The following is a 15,702-nucleotide window of genomic DNA, read 5'->3' as shown; positions in this document are numbered from 1 at the left end:
CGGCCCCACCAGGAGGGGAGCAGGGCGCGCCCGGGACGTCAGGGCGCGCCCTGCGGGCGCACGAGGACGTTGCCGACCTTGCGGCCGGAGTCGACGCGCCGGTACGCGTCGGCGATGCCGTCCAGGGGGTGGGTGGACTCGACGAGGGGGTCGAGGACGCCGTCGGCCGTCAGCCGCAGGACCTCCGCGAGGAGCGCGGGGCTCTCGGACGCCGGGCCGGCCTTGACCGGGCCGCGGGCGGCGAGCAGCTCGCCGAGGCCCGCGACGGCCAGCAGCACCACACCGTCCCGGGTGAGCAGCCGGCGCCCGGCGGCCGGGCTGACGTTGCCGACCGTGTCGAGGACGACGTCGAACCTCTCGCCGCGGGCCTGCACGTCGGCGAGCGTCGTGGTGCGGTGGTCGACGACCCGCGTGGCGCCCAGGCGGGTCACCAGGTCGGCGTTGGCGGCGCTGGTCACGCCGGTCACCTCGGCACCCAGGTGCCGGGCGACCTGCACGGCGCTGGACCCGACGGCTCCCGAGGCGCCGTTGACCAGGACGGTCGCGCCGGCGGCCAGGTGCGCCTTGGTGCGCAGGTAGTCCAGCGCGGTGGCGCCGCCGAACAGCACGGCGGCGGCGGCGTCGTGCGGCAAGCCCGCGGGCAGCGGGGTGATCCTGTCGGCCCGCACGACGGCGAGCTCGGCGTGCCCGCCGAGGCTCCCGCCCGTCATCGTCGCCACCCGGTCGCCGACGGCCACGCCGGTGACGCCCGCACCCAGCGCGACCACGTCGCCGGAGAAGACGGCCCCGAGCACGCGCCGGCGCGGCCCGCGCAGGCCCAGGGCGACGCGCGCCGGCACCGCGAACCCGCGCGGGAACCGGCCGGCGCGCATGCGGGCGTCGCCGCTGGTCACGGCCGCGGCCGCGACGCGCACGAGCACCTCGCCCGCGCGCGGGGCGGGGTCCGGGACGTCACGCACCCGGGCCACCTCCGGCGGGCCGTACCTGTCCACCACGACTGCGCGCACCAACATCTCCCTTACGCCCGTAAGTCCCTGAGCGGCGACGGTAGCCTTACGGGCGTAAGAGCGCAAGGAGGCCCCATGACCACCCGCACCCCGCTGACCCGCGAGCGCATCGTCGACGCCGCCGCGGCCGTCGCCGACGCCCACGGACTGGCCGGGGTGAGCATGCGCAGCGTCGGCAAGCAGCTCGGCGTCGAGGCGATGTCGCTCTACCACCACCTCGCCGGCAAGGAGCAGCTGCTCGACGAGCTCGCCGACTGGGTGTTCGCCCGCATCCGCCTGGCCACCCCCGGCGCCGACTGGCGCGAGGAGATGCGCGAGCGCGCCCGCTCCGCCCGGCGGACCCTGTCCGCGCACCCGTGGGGCCTGGCCCTCGTCGAGTCGCGGCGCACCCCCGGGCCGGCCGTGCTCACGCACCACGACGCGGTGCTCGGCTGCCTGCGCCGCGGCGGGTTCGACGTGCGGCTCGCCGCCCACGCGTTCTCCGTGCTCGACGCGTACGTCTACGGGTTCGTCCTCACCGAGCAGCGCCTGCCGTTCGAGGCCGGCGAGCGCGTCGAGGACTACGCCGCCGAGCTGGCCCTGCCCGCCGAGCAGTACCCGCACCTGGTTGAGATGGTCACGCACGTCGTCGTCGGGCAGGACTACGCCTACGGCGACGAGTTCGAGCACGGCCTGGAGCTGGTCCTCGACGCACTGGCCGCACGGGTGGGCGCGGCGCCGGGAGCGTGAGGGCACGGGCGTGAGGGCGGGGGCCTGAGGGCAGGGCGGGAGGTCCCACGCCGCGGCGCGCGGCGGCCCGCAGGATGGTGGCCACGGCCCGGCCCCCCACCCACGGAGGAACCTCATGATCGCGTGCATCTCGCTCGGCGCCGACGGGCAGGTCGGCGAGAGCTGGGGGCGGGCGCACCGCGTCGCGGTCGCCCGCGTCGAGGACGGTGAGGTCCTCGACTGGCAGGAGCACGAGGTCGGGTGGGACGCGCTGCACGACGCGGGCACGCCCGGTGCGCACCACGCGCGGATCGCGCGGTTCCTGCGCGAGCACGGCGTCGACGTCGTCCTCGTCGGCCACATGGGCGACGGCATGGTGCGGATGCTCGGCAAGCTGCAGATCCGGACCGTGCTGGGGACGCCCGGCGACGCGCGGGCGGCGGCGGTCGCCGCGGAGCGCCTGCCCGTCTGAGCCCGGGCCCCTCGCCCACGGCCCGACGGCGCCCGCGGCATCCACCGATCGGTCGATGCCGGGATCCACCGACCCCCGACCCGACCGGGTGGTCCGCGAGCGCGCCGCACCGCCCAGGCTCGAGGCATGGACATCATCGAGGTCACGCACCTCCACAAGACGTACGGGACGACGACCGCCGTCGACGACGTCTCCTTCACGGTCGGGGCCGGGGAGATCTTCGGGATCCTCGGCCCCAACGGGGCAGGCAAGACGACCACCGTCGAGTGCCTCACCGGGCTGCGCACCCCCGACCGCGGCGAGCTGCGCGTGCTGGGCCTGGACCCCCGGCGTGACCGCGGCGAGCTGCGGCAGCGCGTCGGGGTGCAGCTGCAGGAGAGCCGGCTGCCGGACCGGCAGACCGTCGCCGAGGCCATGGAGCTGTACCGCTCGTTCTACCGGCGGCCCGCCGACGGGGAGCAGCTGCTGGAGATGCTGGGGCTGGCCGACAAGCGCCACACCCAGTACCGCAAGCTCTCCGGCGGGCAGAAGCAGCGGCTCGCGATCGCGCTGGCGCTGGTCGGCAGCCCGGCCGTCGCCGTGCTCGACGAGCTGACCACCGGCCTGGACCCGCAGGCCCGGCGGGACACCTGGGACCTCGTCGAGCACGTGCGCGACTCCGGCGTGACGATCGTGCTGGTCACGCACTTCATGGACGAGGCGGAGCGGCTGTGCGACCGCATCGCGCTCGTCGACTCCGGCCGGGTCGTCGCGCTCGACACCCCCGCCGGGCTCGTCGCGCAGGTCGGCACGCAGCAGCGCGTGCACTTCCGCCCGTCGGCCCCCGTGGCCGACGCGCTCCTCACCGACCTGCCGGAGGTCGCCGACGTGCAGCACCACGGCCCGCGCGTCGTCGTGACCGGCACGGGCGACCTGCTGCAGGCGGTCACGTCGGCGCTCGCCCGGCACCACGTCGTCGCGCACGACCTGCGGGTCGAGCAGACGAGCCTCGACGACGCGTTCGTCACCCTCACCGGACGGAGGTCCGCCTGATGACCGCCCTGCACCGCCTGACCGTCGCCGAGACGCGCCTGTTCCTGCGCGACCCGGTCTCCGTGATCTTCGGGGTCCTGTTCCCCACCGCCCTCCTGCTCGGGCTCGGCGCGATCCCCGCGCTGCGGGAGCCGGCCGACGAGTTCGGCGGCGTGTCGTTCGTCGAGGCGTGGGCGCCCGCTGCGCTGGCGCTGGGGCTCGGCATCATCGCCCTGCAGCAGATCCCCGTGGCGATGGCCACCTACCGGGAGCGCGGCGTCCTGCGCCGGATGTCTACGACCCCCGTGCACCCGGGCGCGATGCTCGCCTCCCAGCTCCTCGTGGCGCTGGGCGCCGCGGTCGTCGCCGGCCTGCTCGTGGTCCTCTCGGCCTGGGCCGTGCTCGGCGTGCCGCTGCCGCAGCAACCGCTGCTGTTCGCGGCGGTGTTCGTCGTCGGGTTCGGTGCCCTGCTCGCCGTCGGCACGCTCATCGCCGCCGTCGCCGCGACCCTGCGGCTCGCCACGGGCCTGGCCACCCTCGCGTACGTCGTGGCGATGTTCGCCGGCGGGGTGTTCCTGCCGCAGTTCCTGCTGCCCGACGCCCTGGTGCGCCTCAGCGCGTACGTGCCGCCCGGGGTGCCGACTCTGCTGGACACGTGGTCGGGGGCTCCCGCGGCCGCCGGTGGCCTCCCGGTGATGCTGCAGGTCGCGATAATGGCCGTGCTCGCCGTCGCCGTCGGTGGAGCGGCGGCCAAGCTGTTCCGCTGGGAGTGAGCCGGGAGGTGGCCACCACGATGAGCGAGGACGCGGGGCGGGACCCGGAGCGGTACTTCTTCGCGCTGCTCGCCGTGTTCCCGTGGGTCACGCTGCCCGTCGCGACGGTCATCGCCGTCGCCCGGCCCGGCCAGGCAGGGTCCGACCGTGCGGTCACCCTCGCCCTGGCCGGGCTGGCCGCGGCCTGGGTGTACGCCACGTACACGCGGGTGCCGCAGGAGCGCCGCCGGCGGAGCGCGCCGCTGGTCGGGTACTTCGTCGGGCTGCTGGCCCTGTGCGTCGCGCTGATGTCCCGCGACCAGGTGTTCCTGCTGTTCACGATCACCGGGTTCCTGCACGCGTTCGAGCTGCGGCCCTGGCAGGTGGGCGTCGTCGGCGTCCTGGGGACCTCCGTCGTCCTGCACACCATGACCGCCGGCCTGCCGCTGCTCACGCTGCCGTCGCTGGGGACGTACGTGGGGGTGATCGCGGTGCAGACGGCCAGCGTCGGGCTCGGGGTGGCCCTGGTGGAGCGGTCCATCGAGCAGCAGCGGCGGCGCACGGAGATGATCGCCCGGCTGGAGGCGACGCTGGAGGAGAACGCCGGCCTGCACGCCCAGCTGCTCACCCAGGCGCGGGAGGCGGGCGTCGTCGACGAGCGGCAGCGGATGGCCGGGGAGATCCACGACACCCTCGCGCAGGGCCTCACCGGCATCATCACGCAGGTCCAGGCCGCGCAACGGGTCTGGCACTCCCCCGACCAGGCGCGCGAGCACGTCGACCGGGCGCTGGACCTCGCGCGGGAGAGCCTGACGGAGGCCCGGCGCTCGGTGCAGGCGCTGCGCCCGCACCAGCTGGAGGCGGCGCACCTGCCGGAGGCCCTGGGCGAGCTGGTGCAGCGGTGGGCGGACGACCGCGGGGTGCCCGTGCGGTTCGACGTCAGCGGCGACCCCGTGCCCCTGAACCCGGCCGTCGAGGTGGCGCTGTTCCGCGTCGCGCAGGAGGCGCTGCACAACGTCGCCCGGCACGCGCACGCCGCACGCGTCGGCCTCGCGCTGTCCTACCTGAGCGACGAGGTGCTGCTGGACGTGCGTGACGACGGGCAGGGTATCGACATGGACGCCGACGGGTACCAGGGCCAGGGGTTCGGCCTGCGGGGCATGACGCAGCGGGTCCGCAGCGTAGGCGGGGCCCTGCAGATCGAGAGCGCACCCGGCGAGGGCACGGCCGTCAGCGCGCGGGTGCCTGCGGCCCCGGTGGCCGCCCCGTGATCCGCGTCCTCATCGTCGACGACCACCCGATCGTCCGCAACGGGCTGCGCGGGGCGTTCGCGGACGTGCCGGACATCGAGGTCGCCGGGGAGGCCGGCGACGGCCGCGAGGGCGTCAGCGAGGCGGTGCGGCTGGGCGTCGACGTGGTGCTCATGGACCTGCGGATGCCGCGCATGGACGGGGTCCGGGCCATCGTCGAGCTGGCGCGGGCGGCGCCCGACGTGCGCGTGCTGGTGCTCACGACGTTCGACAGCGAGTCCGACGTGCTGCCCGCCGTGCAGGCCGGCGCCACCGGCTACCTGCTCAAGGACACCCCACCGGAGGACCTCATCCGCGCCGTGCGCGCCGCCCACCGCGGGGAGTCCGTGCTCGCCCCGTCGGCCGCCGGGCAGCTCATGGGTCGGGTGCGCCGGCCCACCGGGCTCGCGCTGACCGCGCGCGAGCTCGAGGTGCTGCAGCTCGTCGCCGACGGCGCGTCCAACCGGGAGGTCGCCCGGCAGCTGTTCATCAGCGAGGCCAGCATCAAGACCCACCTGCAGCACGTGTACGACAAGCTCGACGTGCGGGACCGGGCCGCGGCCGTGGGTGAGGGGTATCGGCGGGGGTTGCTGCGGTAGGGAGTTGCTGGGGGCTGGGGTGGACGGGACACGAGGCGGACGTGCGCTTGAGGGATGCCGCTCTGATGCCGAACTCCCTTCCATGGGGTCACGATGAGCGAGGCAGGCCGCGGCGCCGAGCAGGAGGCAAGCCGTCGCGCGCGCAGGGTCGCACGGTTGCGCGAGGAGTCGGCCCGCGGCGAGGCGATCGACGCGGACCTCCTCCGACGGGCGCAGGCCGCGCAACGCAGCTGGTCCGTCGGCGCGGAGGGTGAACGTCTCGTCGCGGCCAATCTCGCGCACCTCGAGCGGTACGGCTGGATCGCGCTCCACGACCTGCGGTGGCCGGGCCGACAGCGGGCGAACATCGACCACATCGCCGTCGGCCCGGGTGGCATCGTCGTCGTCGACGCGAAGAACTGGTCGGGTCGCGTCGCAGTGGCTGACGGGTCCTTGCGGCAGAACGGGTACCGTCGCGAGTCGTCTGCCGACGGGGTGTCGCAGGCGGCAGCGGCCGTCACCGCGCTCCTCGCACCGCAGCACCGCACCGCCGTGCGGGCGGTGCTGTGCCTGGCCGCGCAGGACCAGCCACCGACGCCCGTGCAGGGCGTCGACGTCCTCGGCCGGTGGCAGCTGGCGGGGTACCTGTTGGGCATGCCGCCTCGGTTGTCGGTCTTCGACGTCGCGGACATCGCGCGGTATCTGGAGGACGAGCTGCGCAAGCCGATGGTGCCGACACCGAACGGTCGCTCGCGTCGACGTCCGACGGCGTCGACAGCCCGGACAGACGTCACGGCGCGCAGCAAACAACGCGCGGGGCGGACGACGCGCCGCAGAGGAATGTCGAAGCGTCGCGCTGCCGTGATCGAGTTCGTGCTCTCGATGGTGGGGATCTTTGCGATCTACCAGATCGCGATGCACATGCTGCGTGCGTACACGAGCAGCATCGGCGGCTGAGCGTCGAGGACGCCGGCCGGGGCTCCTGGAGCCACCGCCGCACGCGGGAACGAGAACTCGTCGGTTGCGACGAGGTCGCTCGCCGCAGGAGCGCACCGCAGCGCGGAGCCTGCAGCGTTTGTGGTCGATGAAACGCAACGTCGCAACCTCGTGGGGCGACGTCATCAACCGACTGACCATCGGTGCACCGGGCGCCGGCGTAGATGCCGGCCGCGTCAGGTCGGCAGTGCTGGGCGACGAGTTAGCAGTCCGGCGGCGTGGGGCGCTCGGTGCACAGGCCGCCGACGAGCCGTGACGTGCGCTCCTCCGCGGTGAACGGCGCCGACGTCGTCGAGGTCGCCGCCGTGCCGGTGACCTCACGCCACGTCGGGTCACCGTCGACCCGGTAGCGACCCGCCCACTGCGTCGTCAACGTGATCGCGTACGTCCCCGGCACCTCGTACTCGTGGAACGTGTCGTGGTCCGGGTGCGCCCGCCCCGGCGACCGCGTCACCAGGCTGTGCCCATCACCGAAGTCGTACGTGAACGACCGCGGGATCGCCTCGACGTCGACCCCGAACCCGCCCAACGTCGTGCGCAACTGCACCGGCGTCGGGTCGGTCATCACGATCGTCTCGATGTTGATCAGCACCCACCCGCGGTCCGGCTGCAGCTGCAGCACGGGCGCCGGGATCGGCAGGGAACGGAAGTCCTCGACCGTCAGGACGGGGAGAACGGGACCGCACGAGCCCTCGTCGAGACGTTCCCATGCGGTGGCTGTGCCGTCGGGGTACACCAGCCGCCGCCACGTCGGCGGCACGAGCTCCATCTCGCAGTCGAAGGTCCCGGCCTGCGGCACACCCGACTCGCACCACCCGCCAGGCGGAGCGGGCAGCTCACCACCCCCCACGCCGAAGCAGATGAACGAGTGCCGAAGCTCCGGCTGGGGCTGTGAACCCGGAGACGAGTCGGACTGCGGGACGGGCGCGCGTGTCGCGCCGCTGCGGCTCCACCCGGTCCGGAGGTCGATCGTCCGGTCCCGGCTGTTGGCGACCCCCGTGAGCCCCGGGATCCCACCCGACGGCTTCTCCTGCGCAACCGGCGTCGGCTGCACGCTCATGGACAGGACGATCAGGGCGCCCACGGCAGACACCGCTCGAAGGCCCACAGTCAGCCCTCGTTCCCGGCGTCGCTCTCGAGGGCCTCGAAGCCGAGATCGTCGACGTGCCAACCCTCGTCCCAGCTCAGTGCGAACGCCGCCTTGTAGCGACCCCCCGGGTCGGAGCCGACGACCTCTCCGTCAGCATCGAACCTGGTGGACGAGCTCTGGGTGATCTCCATGTCGACGCCGAACCACCGATCGTCGGAGATCTCCCGCGCCTCGGCGGTGTCGACGGTGATGAGAGCACCCGTGCTGCTGTCATCGACCTCCACCATCTGCTCGACGTCGCGCGCCAGGCCGACGCAGAGCTCGCAGGACTCGCGCGTCATCTGACGCCAGGGCCCGGTGTCCCCCGTGGCGAAGGTGTAGCCGTACAGGTCAAGCACGTAGGTCGCCGCAGCGATCGCTCCGTCGGTGGTGGGCTCCGACATCGCCGCAGGCGGTTCGGGCAGACGGGTCAGATCACTCGTGGGTGCCGGAGTCGGGGTCGGCGACGACTCGACGGTCGTCGGCCCCGTCGTCGGCCCGTCCGCCGGACCGCCGGTACCGCACCCCGCGACCACCACCAGCGACACGACCGCCATCACCGCGGCCACGCGCCGCCGGCTCCACCCCTTCGTCTGCATGGCGGACAACCTAGCCCGAACCGGACAGGCCACGGCCCGGTCTCGTCCCGCCTGTGGACAGCGGCGGTGACCTCGTCCGCGGTCAGGCCGGCAGGACGTACGCGTACATGAGCAGGTAGTGCAGGGTCGCGGCGACCACGACCATCAGGTGCCAGATCTCGTGGAACCCGAAGACCCCGGGCACCGGGTTGGGCCGCTCGACGACGAAGACCACAAAGCCGGCGCTGTACACCAGCCCACCGGCGGCCATCAGCGCGTAGGCGCCCCACGGCAGGGAGACCCCGGCGCCCACGAGCAGCACCGGCATCCACCCCAGCACGATGTACAGGGTGTTGGTGACGTACTTGGGCAGGTCACGGCGCAGCGAGCGCAGGACGATGCCCGCGGCCGCGACGAGCCACACCGCCCCCAGCACCGTCCACCCGTAGGTGTTCCGGAACAGCACGAGCACCAGCGGCGTCACGGACCCGGCGATCAGCAGGAAAACCGAGTCGTAGTCGAGCGTGCGCAGCACCTCGTTGACCCGCGGGCTGCGGTCCAGGCCGTGGTGCAGGGTGCTCGACGCGAAGAGCATGAGCACCGAGAAGCCGTAGACGCTGAAGCCCACGATCTTCCACGGGTCCCCCTGGGCGCCGGCCTGCGCGATCAGCAGGGCCGACCCGACCAGCGCGAAGCAGGTGGCGGCCAGGTGGGAGACGGTGTTGATCCGCTCATCGGTGACGTGGACGCTGCCGTCCTTGCTCAGTGCCCTCGTCTCCACCCGGCAAGCGTAGGTGGTCGGCCCGGGCACGAATCTGGGACGGCAGCCCTGGGAGCCGCTCCGCGCACGAGGTAATCGGATGGACGTCCAGCGCCCGGCCACGGGCGCGCCACCGGCGGTGTGGGACCACCTGGCGCGGCTGCGGTAGGTGCACGGGAGACGTGCACACGCCCGGTGGTCATCCGATGCGGTAGCGGGACGCGATGTACTCGTCCACCCACACGCGGCTGCTGCGCCACTGCCCGCTCTCGGTCCGCTGCGCCGTGAGCCGCCCCCGCTGTGCGGCGGTCCGCAGCGCCAGGTGACTGACCTCCGGCGTCGCGAGGGACGTGAGTGGCAAGAGACGCGCGGGACCGGCGAGCGCGGGCACGACGAACCGCAGGATGTTGTCGAGCACGGCGCGCGCGATCTGCTCGGCGAGCGGGCCGTGGTTGCCGGCGTCCGCCTGCCGCAGTGCTCGTAGGTACCGGTCGCGCTCGCGCTTCTGGATGATCGCCGGGGCGCACCCGAGACGGCACAGGATCAGGTTCATCAGCAGCCGGCCGGTGCGCCCGTTGCCGTCGATGAACGGGTGGACCTGCTCGAAGCCGACATGAGCAGCCGCTATCGCTTCCATCGGGTGCCTGGCAGACGCTCGTACCGCCTCGACGCTGTCGAGCCAGTCGCGCAGCCGCGGTTCCACCAAGGCGTGCGACGGCGGCTTCATCCCGCCGGGGAACGCGTGAATGTCGTGGCGTCGGAAGCTGCCCGGCCCCTCCTGCGGCCCTGCATCGGGGTGCGGTGCAACGTCCCAGACGGGTGTCATCGCCATCCGGTGCACATGACGCACCTCGGTGATCGTCAGCAGCTCACCGGCACCCAGCCGGTCCGGTGCGACGGCCTGGCCGTAGACCCACCGCGCGGCGTCCGCGTAGCCCCTGACCTCCATGTACTCCGCGAGCTGCCGGTCACCCACGGCGCGGCCCTCATGCAGCAGCTGCTCCACCTCGCGCAGCACCAGCGTGTTGCCTTCGATCGCTGTGGAGTTGTGCGCATCGTGCACCCACAGCTCGTCCCAGATAGCACGCGCCTCGGCAGGCGACGGCAGGCCACCGAGGCGGTCGCGGACCTCGGCGATCGCGTCGTCGAGCGAGCGGCACACGGCCTCGCGACTCATCCGGCCAGGGCCGCCGCTGCGGGCGGGCATGGACGCTCCTAGGTTGCAACGATGTGGCCCTCCGAATGAAAGCACCGCAACCAGGGGTTTGCAGCGTTCACGCGTCACGAAACGAAGCGTGGCAACCCGCCTCGGGACGTCGCTCGCACGATGGGCTCAGCGACGCGCCGGGCGGCTGCTTCGACGCGGCAGGTCTGCTCGGGTACGTCAGCAGTCCGGCGGCGTGGGGCGCTCGGTGCACATGCCGCTGTGCGAGTCGCAACGCCTCGTCCGAGAGGCCTCTCTCCGGGAGAGCCAGGCATGCACTCGTTCCTTATCCATCTTTCGGGTCGCAGGGATGGATGAGTTCGATGCGTGTGCATGACTCCGGAGCCCCAGGGAACAGAGTTCGCCGCGCGGGCGGGGAGGCGAGGGCTGGGTCGGCCGTGACGTGCCTGCTCACGGTCACCTCCGTCGCTGTCTGTCCAGCGCACCGCGGCCGGGAGGTGTCAGGCCCAGCCGTGCGCGACCGCGATCTGCGACGGACGCATCCCCACCAGCGACTCGACCTGCGGGACCCCCGGCTCGCAGTTGACGAGCACCGCAACCGCGCCCTGCTCACGCGGGTACCAGCGCACCTGCCCCTGGAACCCGAGTCCCCAGCCCTGCGTCATGACGCACGGGCGCTCGTCGGTGCCCAGCAGGAAGGTGCCCGGGCCTGCTCCGACGTCGTCGGGGTCGTGCCGCAGGACGGCGCCTTGCGCAGCGTCGAGGAGCACGCCGTCGTCGCCCGCGAGCGCACGCCCGAGGTCGGCCAGCAGGACTGCGACGTCGGCGGGCGACGACCACAGGCTCGAGGCCGCCAGGCCGGCGTAGTGCGCACGCCCGCCGGCGACGCGTGTGCCGTCGGCGTGGTGGCCGCTCGCGGCGTCGCGCGCGAGGAGGTCGACGACGGTGTGCCGGGGCCCGTCGACGGCCGGCTCCCCGCCCCAGTAGCCCGTCGCCGCAAGTCCGAGCGGCACCACGACCTCGCGGTGCGCCACGTCGGCGAACGCCTCGCCCGTCGCGACCTCGACCGCGCGCTCGACGAGGCAGTACCCCGCGTCGGAGTACGAGAACGCCGAGCCGGGCTCGTGCGTGACGCGCACGCGCGCGGGGTGCGCGTCGGTGAGCCCGTCGACGACGTCGCGCGTGGCGGCAACGGGCCCGGCGGTCGGCTCGAAGGACCCGGGCGGGTCGACGACGCCTCCGCGGTGCGCGAGCAGCTGCCAGAGCGTCGGCCCGGTCCGGCCCCGGACCTCGACGGGCACGAGCGTCCGCACGTCGTCGTGGAGGCCGAGCACGCCACGCGCGGCGAGCCGCAGCACCACGACCGCGGCCATCGTCTTGGCCATGGAGCACAGGTGAAAGGGCGTGCACGGGGTCGCCGGGACACCCGTGACCGCGTCGGCCGGGCCCGTCACGTCCACCAGCGCAGCTCCGTCACCCGGCAGGACCACCGTCGCGACCGCGGCGGCACCTCCCGGCACCGGTGGTCCCTCGACCGCTTCTGCGGCACCGCTCTCGACCACGTGCTCCACCCTCCTCCGATGGTGCGCGACGCTAGCGCCGGGCACCGACACGCCTCGGTGTCGTCAGGCGCCGGGATGGCAGAGGGCCGAGGACGGCACGGTCGTCGCACGGACAGACCCCTGCCCTCCGTCGGTGGGAGCGAGAGGTGATCGTCGGACGCCCGAGACCCTGTGGACGACGCAGGCAGACGTCCGGATCGTGCCGATATGTTGCGCGTCATGGGGCGCCTTCGACTGAGCACCGACGAGCTGATCACCGTCGGGACGGACCTGCGGACGGTCGCGGCGGAGCTGCACGACGCGAACCTCACGAGCACGGTGATCGCCGACGCCGTCGGGCACCCCGCGCTTGCGGAGAGGGTCCGCGACTTCGCCCACGGGTGGGACGGGCGGCGCGCCGAGATGCTCGAGGAAGTCGCACGCCTGGCCGACGCGTGCACCGGGATCGGCGAGAGCTTCGAGCGGCTCGACACCCAGTTCGCCGCAGCGCTGCGGGACGACGTGTGACCAGGCCCTACTCCTGGTACCCGCTCGCGTCGAGCGACCCCGTCCCCGGCGACCCCGCCGCCGTCCGCGCCGGCGGGGAGCACTACCGGCAGGTCGCGGCGGCCATCGGCGATGCCGAGCGCGTCCTGCGCACGCTCGTCGAGGCGCAGGACGCGGTGTCGCAGGCCGTGGACGCGATCCGCGACCGCACGCACGCCGTCGCCGACCGGATCCTCAGCGCGCGGCAGCGGTACGACGCCGCGGGCGACGCGCTCGTCGGCTACGCGGTCCAGCTCGACCTCGCCCAGAGCGAGTCGCTCGACGCGCTGCGAACCGCGCAGACCGCGCAACGCACCCTCGACGTCGCCGACGACGCCGTGCGGCGCTGGACGACCCTGCTCCACCATGCCGAGGACGGCGACGAGGACACCACGACCCAACGACGCGCGTTGACGGCGGCACGACAGGAGCGCGCCGACTGCGAGGACGCGCTGGCCCAGGCACGCCTGCGCCTCGACGAGGCGATCGATCGCCGCGACAACGCCGCCAGAGTCGCGATCCACGGGTTCGACACCGGGACCGACGACGGGCTGGACGACGGCTGGTGGGAGGACTGGGGCGCGGACGTCGCACAGGTCGTGTCGACATGGGGCGGGCGGATCGCGACCGGCGCCGGGCTGCTCTCGCTGTTCCTGGGATGGGTCCCGGTCCTCGGCCAGATCCTCATCGCGACCTCGCTGATCGCCGGAGCAGCGGCGCTGGCGGCGGACATCGCGCTCGCCGTGAAGCGAGGAGACGGGCAGGACTGGTTCAACGTGGCCATGGGCGTGCTAGGCCTCGTGTCCTTCGGTGCGAGCCGTCTCCTCGGGAGCATGGTCAAGTCGTTCGAGGTCTCCGCCCGTTCTGCCTCCGCCCACGCTGTCAGGCAGGTGCCGCGAGGAGCGCTTGGTCGCTTGTGGACTCGGCTGACACCTGGCATCGAGACGTTCGCCGCGCGCGCCGCCGGAGATGTGCAGGCGTTCGCACGCGGCGGCGGACGCATGGACCGGCTGGTCGCTGCTGCGCAGGACGTCCAGTCCGTCAACGGTTGGGACCGTGTTCTGGCACTTAGCGGCCACGGAGGCCTCGTGCGACAGAACAACCTGCTGCGGACGCAGCTGTGGGAGGCGTTCCCGTTCCGACCGCGAGCATTCCTCACCCTGCTCGGACCGACAACAAAGGGAGCGATCCTGGAAGGCGTCGCGACCGTCCAGTACGTCGGTGACGCCACCCTCGTTCTCACCTCGGCTGCGCGCACGACGGCTGAACTCGCGACCGCCCCGGTCCCGGAGGCCGCCGCGAGGCTCGACCTGTGACCGGTCCCCGACACGACGACGAGAGGCCGAGGATGAGAGAGGTCGCGAAGATCGGCTGGTCCCTCCCGGACCAGTGGCATGGTTGGGTGCACGGCAGCACCCAGGACATTGCACCAAGCGCGCTACCGCTTGCTGACAAGGCCGCACGCGCTCGCCTCGACGCGACGGTCCGCAAGTTCGAGCGGCTGATCGATGACGAGCTCCCGGGGACGTCGTGCGCAGGGGTGTGGGTCCCGCCCGGGTCGGCTGGAGTTCCCATCGCCTCGGCCGTTCTCCGGGTCTTCGCCTCGGCCCCGGTTCAGGGATCCCGCGTCGAGGCGGTTCTCGAGCGTGCGCGAACCGAGATCCCGCTGCCTGCGGGGGTCCGGCTGGTCGACGTCGTGGCATTACCCGGCTCGCTCACCGCCGGTGAGGCGGTCCTGCAGATCGTCGACACGGCGCGCCGGTTCCGTCGTCGGATCTGCCGCGAGTGGTCGTGGTTCATCCTGCCGCCCGGCACCCATGACCTGGTGCTCGTGCACGTCGAGTCGTCGGCCGTGGCCCACTTCGACGAGCTCGCCGACATGTCGACGGACATCGCGAACTCGGTCACGGTCACCCTGGAGCCCGCGTGACCAGGCCCACGCCCGGCACGGTCGCCGCCCTCCTGCCCGACGACTGGGCGGTCATCGACCTCGAGGACGACGACCGATTGGCCGCGGTCGAGTCGCTGGTCGACCAACAGCTCAGCGGCTCGCCCGAGCTCACCCGGCTGCGCACTGCCATCCGACACGAGCTGCTGACGAGCACCGAGCGCGCCGCTCGCGCGGGCGGCGTCCTCATGGCGCTCGCCGTCGGCGCGGGTGGTGCGCCCGCTGTGCCTGCGTCGCTCACCGTCTACCGGGTCCCCGGAAGCCTCGACGCGCGCGGGCGGGCGGCGATGACCGACGTGCTCGCGACCGACGAGCCCGGGCACACCCTCGACATCGGCGAGGGCCCGGCGGGCACCGTGCTCCGCCGTGTCCGGCCTGGGTCTGCTTCGACCGAGCTGACGGGCGACCACACCCTCCCGGCCCTCGTCGCGGACTACTGGGTCGAGCCGGCTCCCGGCGTGCAGCTCGTGTACCTCGTCTTCTCCAGCCCGCTGGTCGACCTGCGCGACCAGCTCGTCGAGCTGTTCGACACCGTCGTCGCGTCCGTCCGCGTGCTCGACCCCAGCCACCCCGGCGCAACGCGCGCCACCACCGAGGAGGACACGTGAACCGGCAGTCGACGAGCCTGGCACTGCGGATCGTGGGGGTCGCGGCGTTCGCGGTCGTCGCGTGGCGCAAGACCGTCACGTCGGACGAGCCGTGGTGGCCGTCGTGGCTCGGCGCGCTCGCTGTCATCGGCGCCATCGTGCTCGGGGTCTGGTGGTGGACGCGACGGGACGACGGGACACGCCGCGCGGCCGTCGCCGCACGGCCGGGGTGGACGACGCGGGCCGTCTGGGCCGACGCGACACTCGGCGACTCCCTGCGCACGCTCGGTGCCACGCCCGGCAAGGTCCGCGGCGGGACACGCATGACGCTGGCGTGGTCGGCAACCGAGCTGCAGCTCTGGCGGGGGCAGACCGTCGTCCTCACCCTGCCCTGGGAGCAGGTCTGGACCATCACGCGGACGGTCGGCCAAGCGGCGTCCACCGGCAACCCCGCCGTCGAGCTCGTGACACGCGAGTCGGCGCGGTTCGTCGTCGTGCCCGCACGGCGCCCGGACGGCGGCATGCTCCCGGCGACAGGCGCGCAGGTGGATGCGCTCGTCGGGACGCTGCGGGAGGCCCGGCAGGGCTCCGGAACTTCGGTACCACCGGCGCGCTGAGCTCGCAGCGACGGCCGA

General features: G+C 73.4%; 18 protein-coding genes. 12 read left to right on the top strand and 6 right to left on the bottom strand.

What is annotated here, in order from left to right:
• Positions 1–38 precede the first annotated feature (38 nt).
• Positions 39–1,007 (bottom strand): NAD(P)-dependent alcohol dehydrogenase, encoded by a 969-nt coding sequence (locus Cph01nite_RS12240; RefSeq protein WP_203674566.1) that lies wholly within the window; start codon positions 1,005–1,007, stop codon positions 39–41.
• Between the two features lie 75 nt (positions 1,008–1,082).
• Here Cph01nite_RS12240 and Cph01nite_RS12235 point away from each other — a divergent pair, with 75 nt between their 5' ends.
• The 7 genes from Cph01nite_RS12235 to Cph01nite_RS12205 all read left to right on the top strand — a co-directional run bounded on the left by Cph01nite_RS12235 (position 1,083) and on the right by Cph01nite_RS12205 (position 6,774).
• The gene (locus Cph01nite_RS12235) at positions 1,083–1,736 is read left to right on the top strand and encodes a TetR/AcrR family transcriptional regulator C-terminal domain-containing protein (protein ID WP_203674564.1); all 654 of its coding nucleotides are present in this window, start codon (positions 1,083–1,085) and stop codon (positions 1,734–1,736) included.
• Positions 1,737–1,851: 115 nt separating this feature from the next.
• Complete coding sequence (locus Cph01nite_RS12230) at positions 1,852–2,187, top strand: NifB/NifX family molybdenum-iron cluster-binding protein (protein WP_203674562.1); 336 nt, start codon at positions 1,852–1,854, stop codon at positions 2,185–2,187.
• Between the two features lie 126 nt (positions 2,188–2,313).
• The gene (locus tag Cph01nite_RS12225) at positions 2,314–3,219 is read left to right on the top strand and encodes an ABC transporter ATP-binding protein (RefSeq protein WP_203674560.1); all 906 of its coding nucleotides are present in this window, start codon (positions 2,314–2,316) and stop codon (positions 3,217–3,219) included.
• The gene (locus tag Cph01nite_RS12220) at positions 3,219–3,971 is read left to right on the top strand and encodes an ABC transporter permease (protein ID WP_203674558.1); all 753 of its coding nucleotides are present in this window, start codon (positions 3,219–3,221) and stop codon (positions 3,969–3,971) included. The genes Cph01nite_RS12225 and Cph01nite_RS12220 overlap by 1 nt, the downstream gene beginning before the upstream one ends.
• 20 nt (positions 3,972–3,991) lie before the next feature.
• Positions 3,992–5,221: a sensor histidine kinase gene (locus tag Cph01nite_RS12215; RefSeq protein ID WP_203674556.1), complete on the top strand. Its 1,230-nt coding sequence runs from the start codon at positions 3,992–3,994 to the stop codon at positions 5,219–5,221.
• A complete protein-coding gene (locus tag Cph01nite_RS12210) occupies positions 5,218–5,838 on the top strand; it encodes a response regulator (protein WP_203674554.1) in 621 nt (206 codons plus the stop codon). The genes Cph01nite_RS12215 and Cph01nite_RS12210 overlap by 4 nt, the downstream gene beginning before the upstream one ends.
• Positions 5,839–5,931: 93 nt before the next feature.
• Complete coding sequence (locus tag Cph01nite_RS12205; protein ID WP_203674552.1) at positions 5,932–6,774, top strand: nuclease-related domain-containing protein; 843 nt, start codon at positions 5,932–5,934, stop codon at positions 6,772–6,774.
• Between the two features lie 241 nt (positions 6,775–7,015).
• Here the strand turns inward: Cph01nite_RS12205 and Cph01nite_RS12200 are convergent, their stop codons facing one another.
• From Cph01nite_RS12200 to Cph01nite_RS12180, 5 genes are all read right to left on the bottom strand, one after another.
• A complete protein-coding gene (locus Cph01nite_RS12200) occupies positions 7,016–7,897 on the bottom strand; it encodes a PKD domain-containing protein (RefSeq protein ID WP_239069229.1) in 882 nt (293 codons plus the stop codon).
• A gap of 26 nt (positions 7,898–7,923) precedes the next feature.
• Positions 7,924–8,541 carry a DUF6318 family protein gene (locus Cph01nite_RS12195; RefSeq protein ID WP_203674550.1) on the bottom strand — a complete coding sequence of 206 codons (618 nt, stop codon included), beginning with the start codon at positions 8,539–8,541 and terminating at the stop codon, positions 7,924–7,926.
• Positions 8,542–8,623: 82 nt separating this feature from the next.
• Complete coding sequence (gene trhA / locus Cph01nite_RS12190; protein ID WP_203674548.1) at positions 8,624–9,301, bottom strand: PAQR family membrane homeostasis protein TrhA; 678 nt, start codon at positions 9,299–9,301, stop codon at positions 8,624–8,626.
• Positions 9,302–9,479: 178 nt separating this feature from the next.
• The gene (locus tag Cph01nite_RS12185; RefSeq protein WP_203674546.1) at positions 9,480–10,487 is read right to left on the bottom strand and encodes a Fic family protein; all 1,008 of its coding nucleotides are present in this window, start codon (positions 10,485–10,487) and stop codon (positions 9,480–9,482) included.
• 458 nt (positions 10,488–10,945) lie between these two features.
• Positions 10,946–11,935 (bottom strand): serine hydrolase domain-containing protein, encoded by a 990-nt coding sequence (locus Cph01nite_RS12180; RefSeq protein ID WP_373307579.1) that lies wholly within the window; start codon positions 11,933–11,935, stop codon positions 10,946–10,948.
• 291 nt (positions 11,936–12,226) lie between these two features.
• On the opposite strand from Cph01nite_RS12180, the gene Cph01nite_RS12175 reads away from it, so the two are divergent.
• From Cph01nite_RS12175 to Cph01nite_RS12155, 5 genes are all read left to right on the top strand, one after another.
• Complete coding sequence (locus Cph01nite_RS12175) at positions 12,227–12,514, top strand: hypothetical protein (RefSeq protein ID WP_203674542.1); 288 nt, start codon at positions 12,227–12,229, stop codon at positions 12,512–12,514.
• Positions 12,442–13,848: a putative T7SS-secreted protein gene (locus tag Cph01nite_RS12170; protein WP_373307578.1), complete on the top strand. Its 1,407-nt coding sequence runs from the start codon at positions 12,442–12,444 to the stop codon at positions 13,846–13,848. The genes Cph01nite_RS12175 and Cph01nite_RS12170 overlap by 73 nt, the downstream gene beginning before the upstream one ends.
• A 380-nt stretch (positions 13,849–14,228) precedes the next feature.
• Positions 14,229–14,462, top strand: a complete 234-nt coding sequence (locus Cph01nite_RS12165; RefSeq protein WP_203674538.1) for a hypothetical protein — start codon at positions 14,229–14,231, stop codon at positions 14,460–14,462.
• Positions 14,459–15,088 carry a hypothetical protein gene (locus Cph01nite_RS12160; protein ID WP_203674536.1) on the top strand — a complete coding sequence of 210 codons (630 nt, stop codon included), beginning with the start codon at positions 14,459–14,461 and terminating at the stop codon, positions 15,086–15,088. Before Cph01nite_RS12165 ends, Cph01nite_RS12160 begins: the two co-directional genes overlap by 4 nt.
• Entirely contained in the window at positions 15,085–15,684 is a 600-nt protein-coding gene (locus tag Cph01nite_RS12155) for a hypothetical protein (RefSeq protein WP_203674534.1), read from the top strand. The genes Cph01nite_RS12160 and Cph01nite_RS12155 overlap by 4 nt, the downstream gene beginning before the upstream one ends.
• Positions 15,685–15,702 lie beyond the last annotated feature (18 nt).

The organism is Cellulomonas phragmiteti (genome assembly GCF_016862775.1).
Classification (GTDB): domain Bacteria; phylum Actinomycetota; class Actinomycetes; order Actinomycetales; family Cellulomonadaceae; genus Cellulomonas; species Cellulomonas phragmiteti.
The sequence above is the reverse complement of the archived record's forward strand: the minus strand, read 5'-3'. Positions and strand labels throughout refer to the sequence as shown.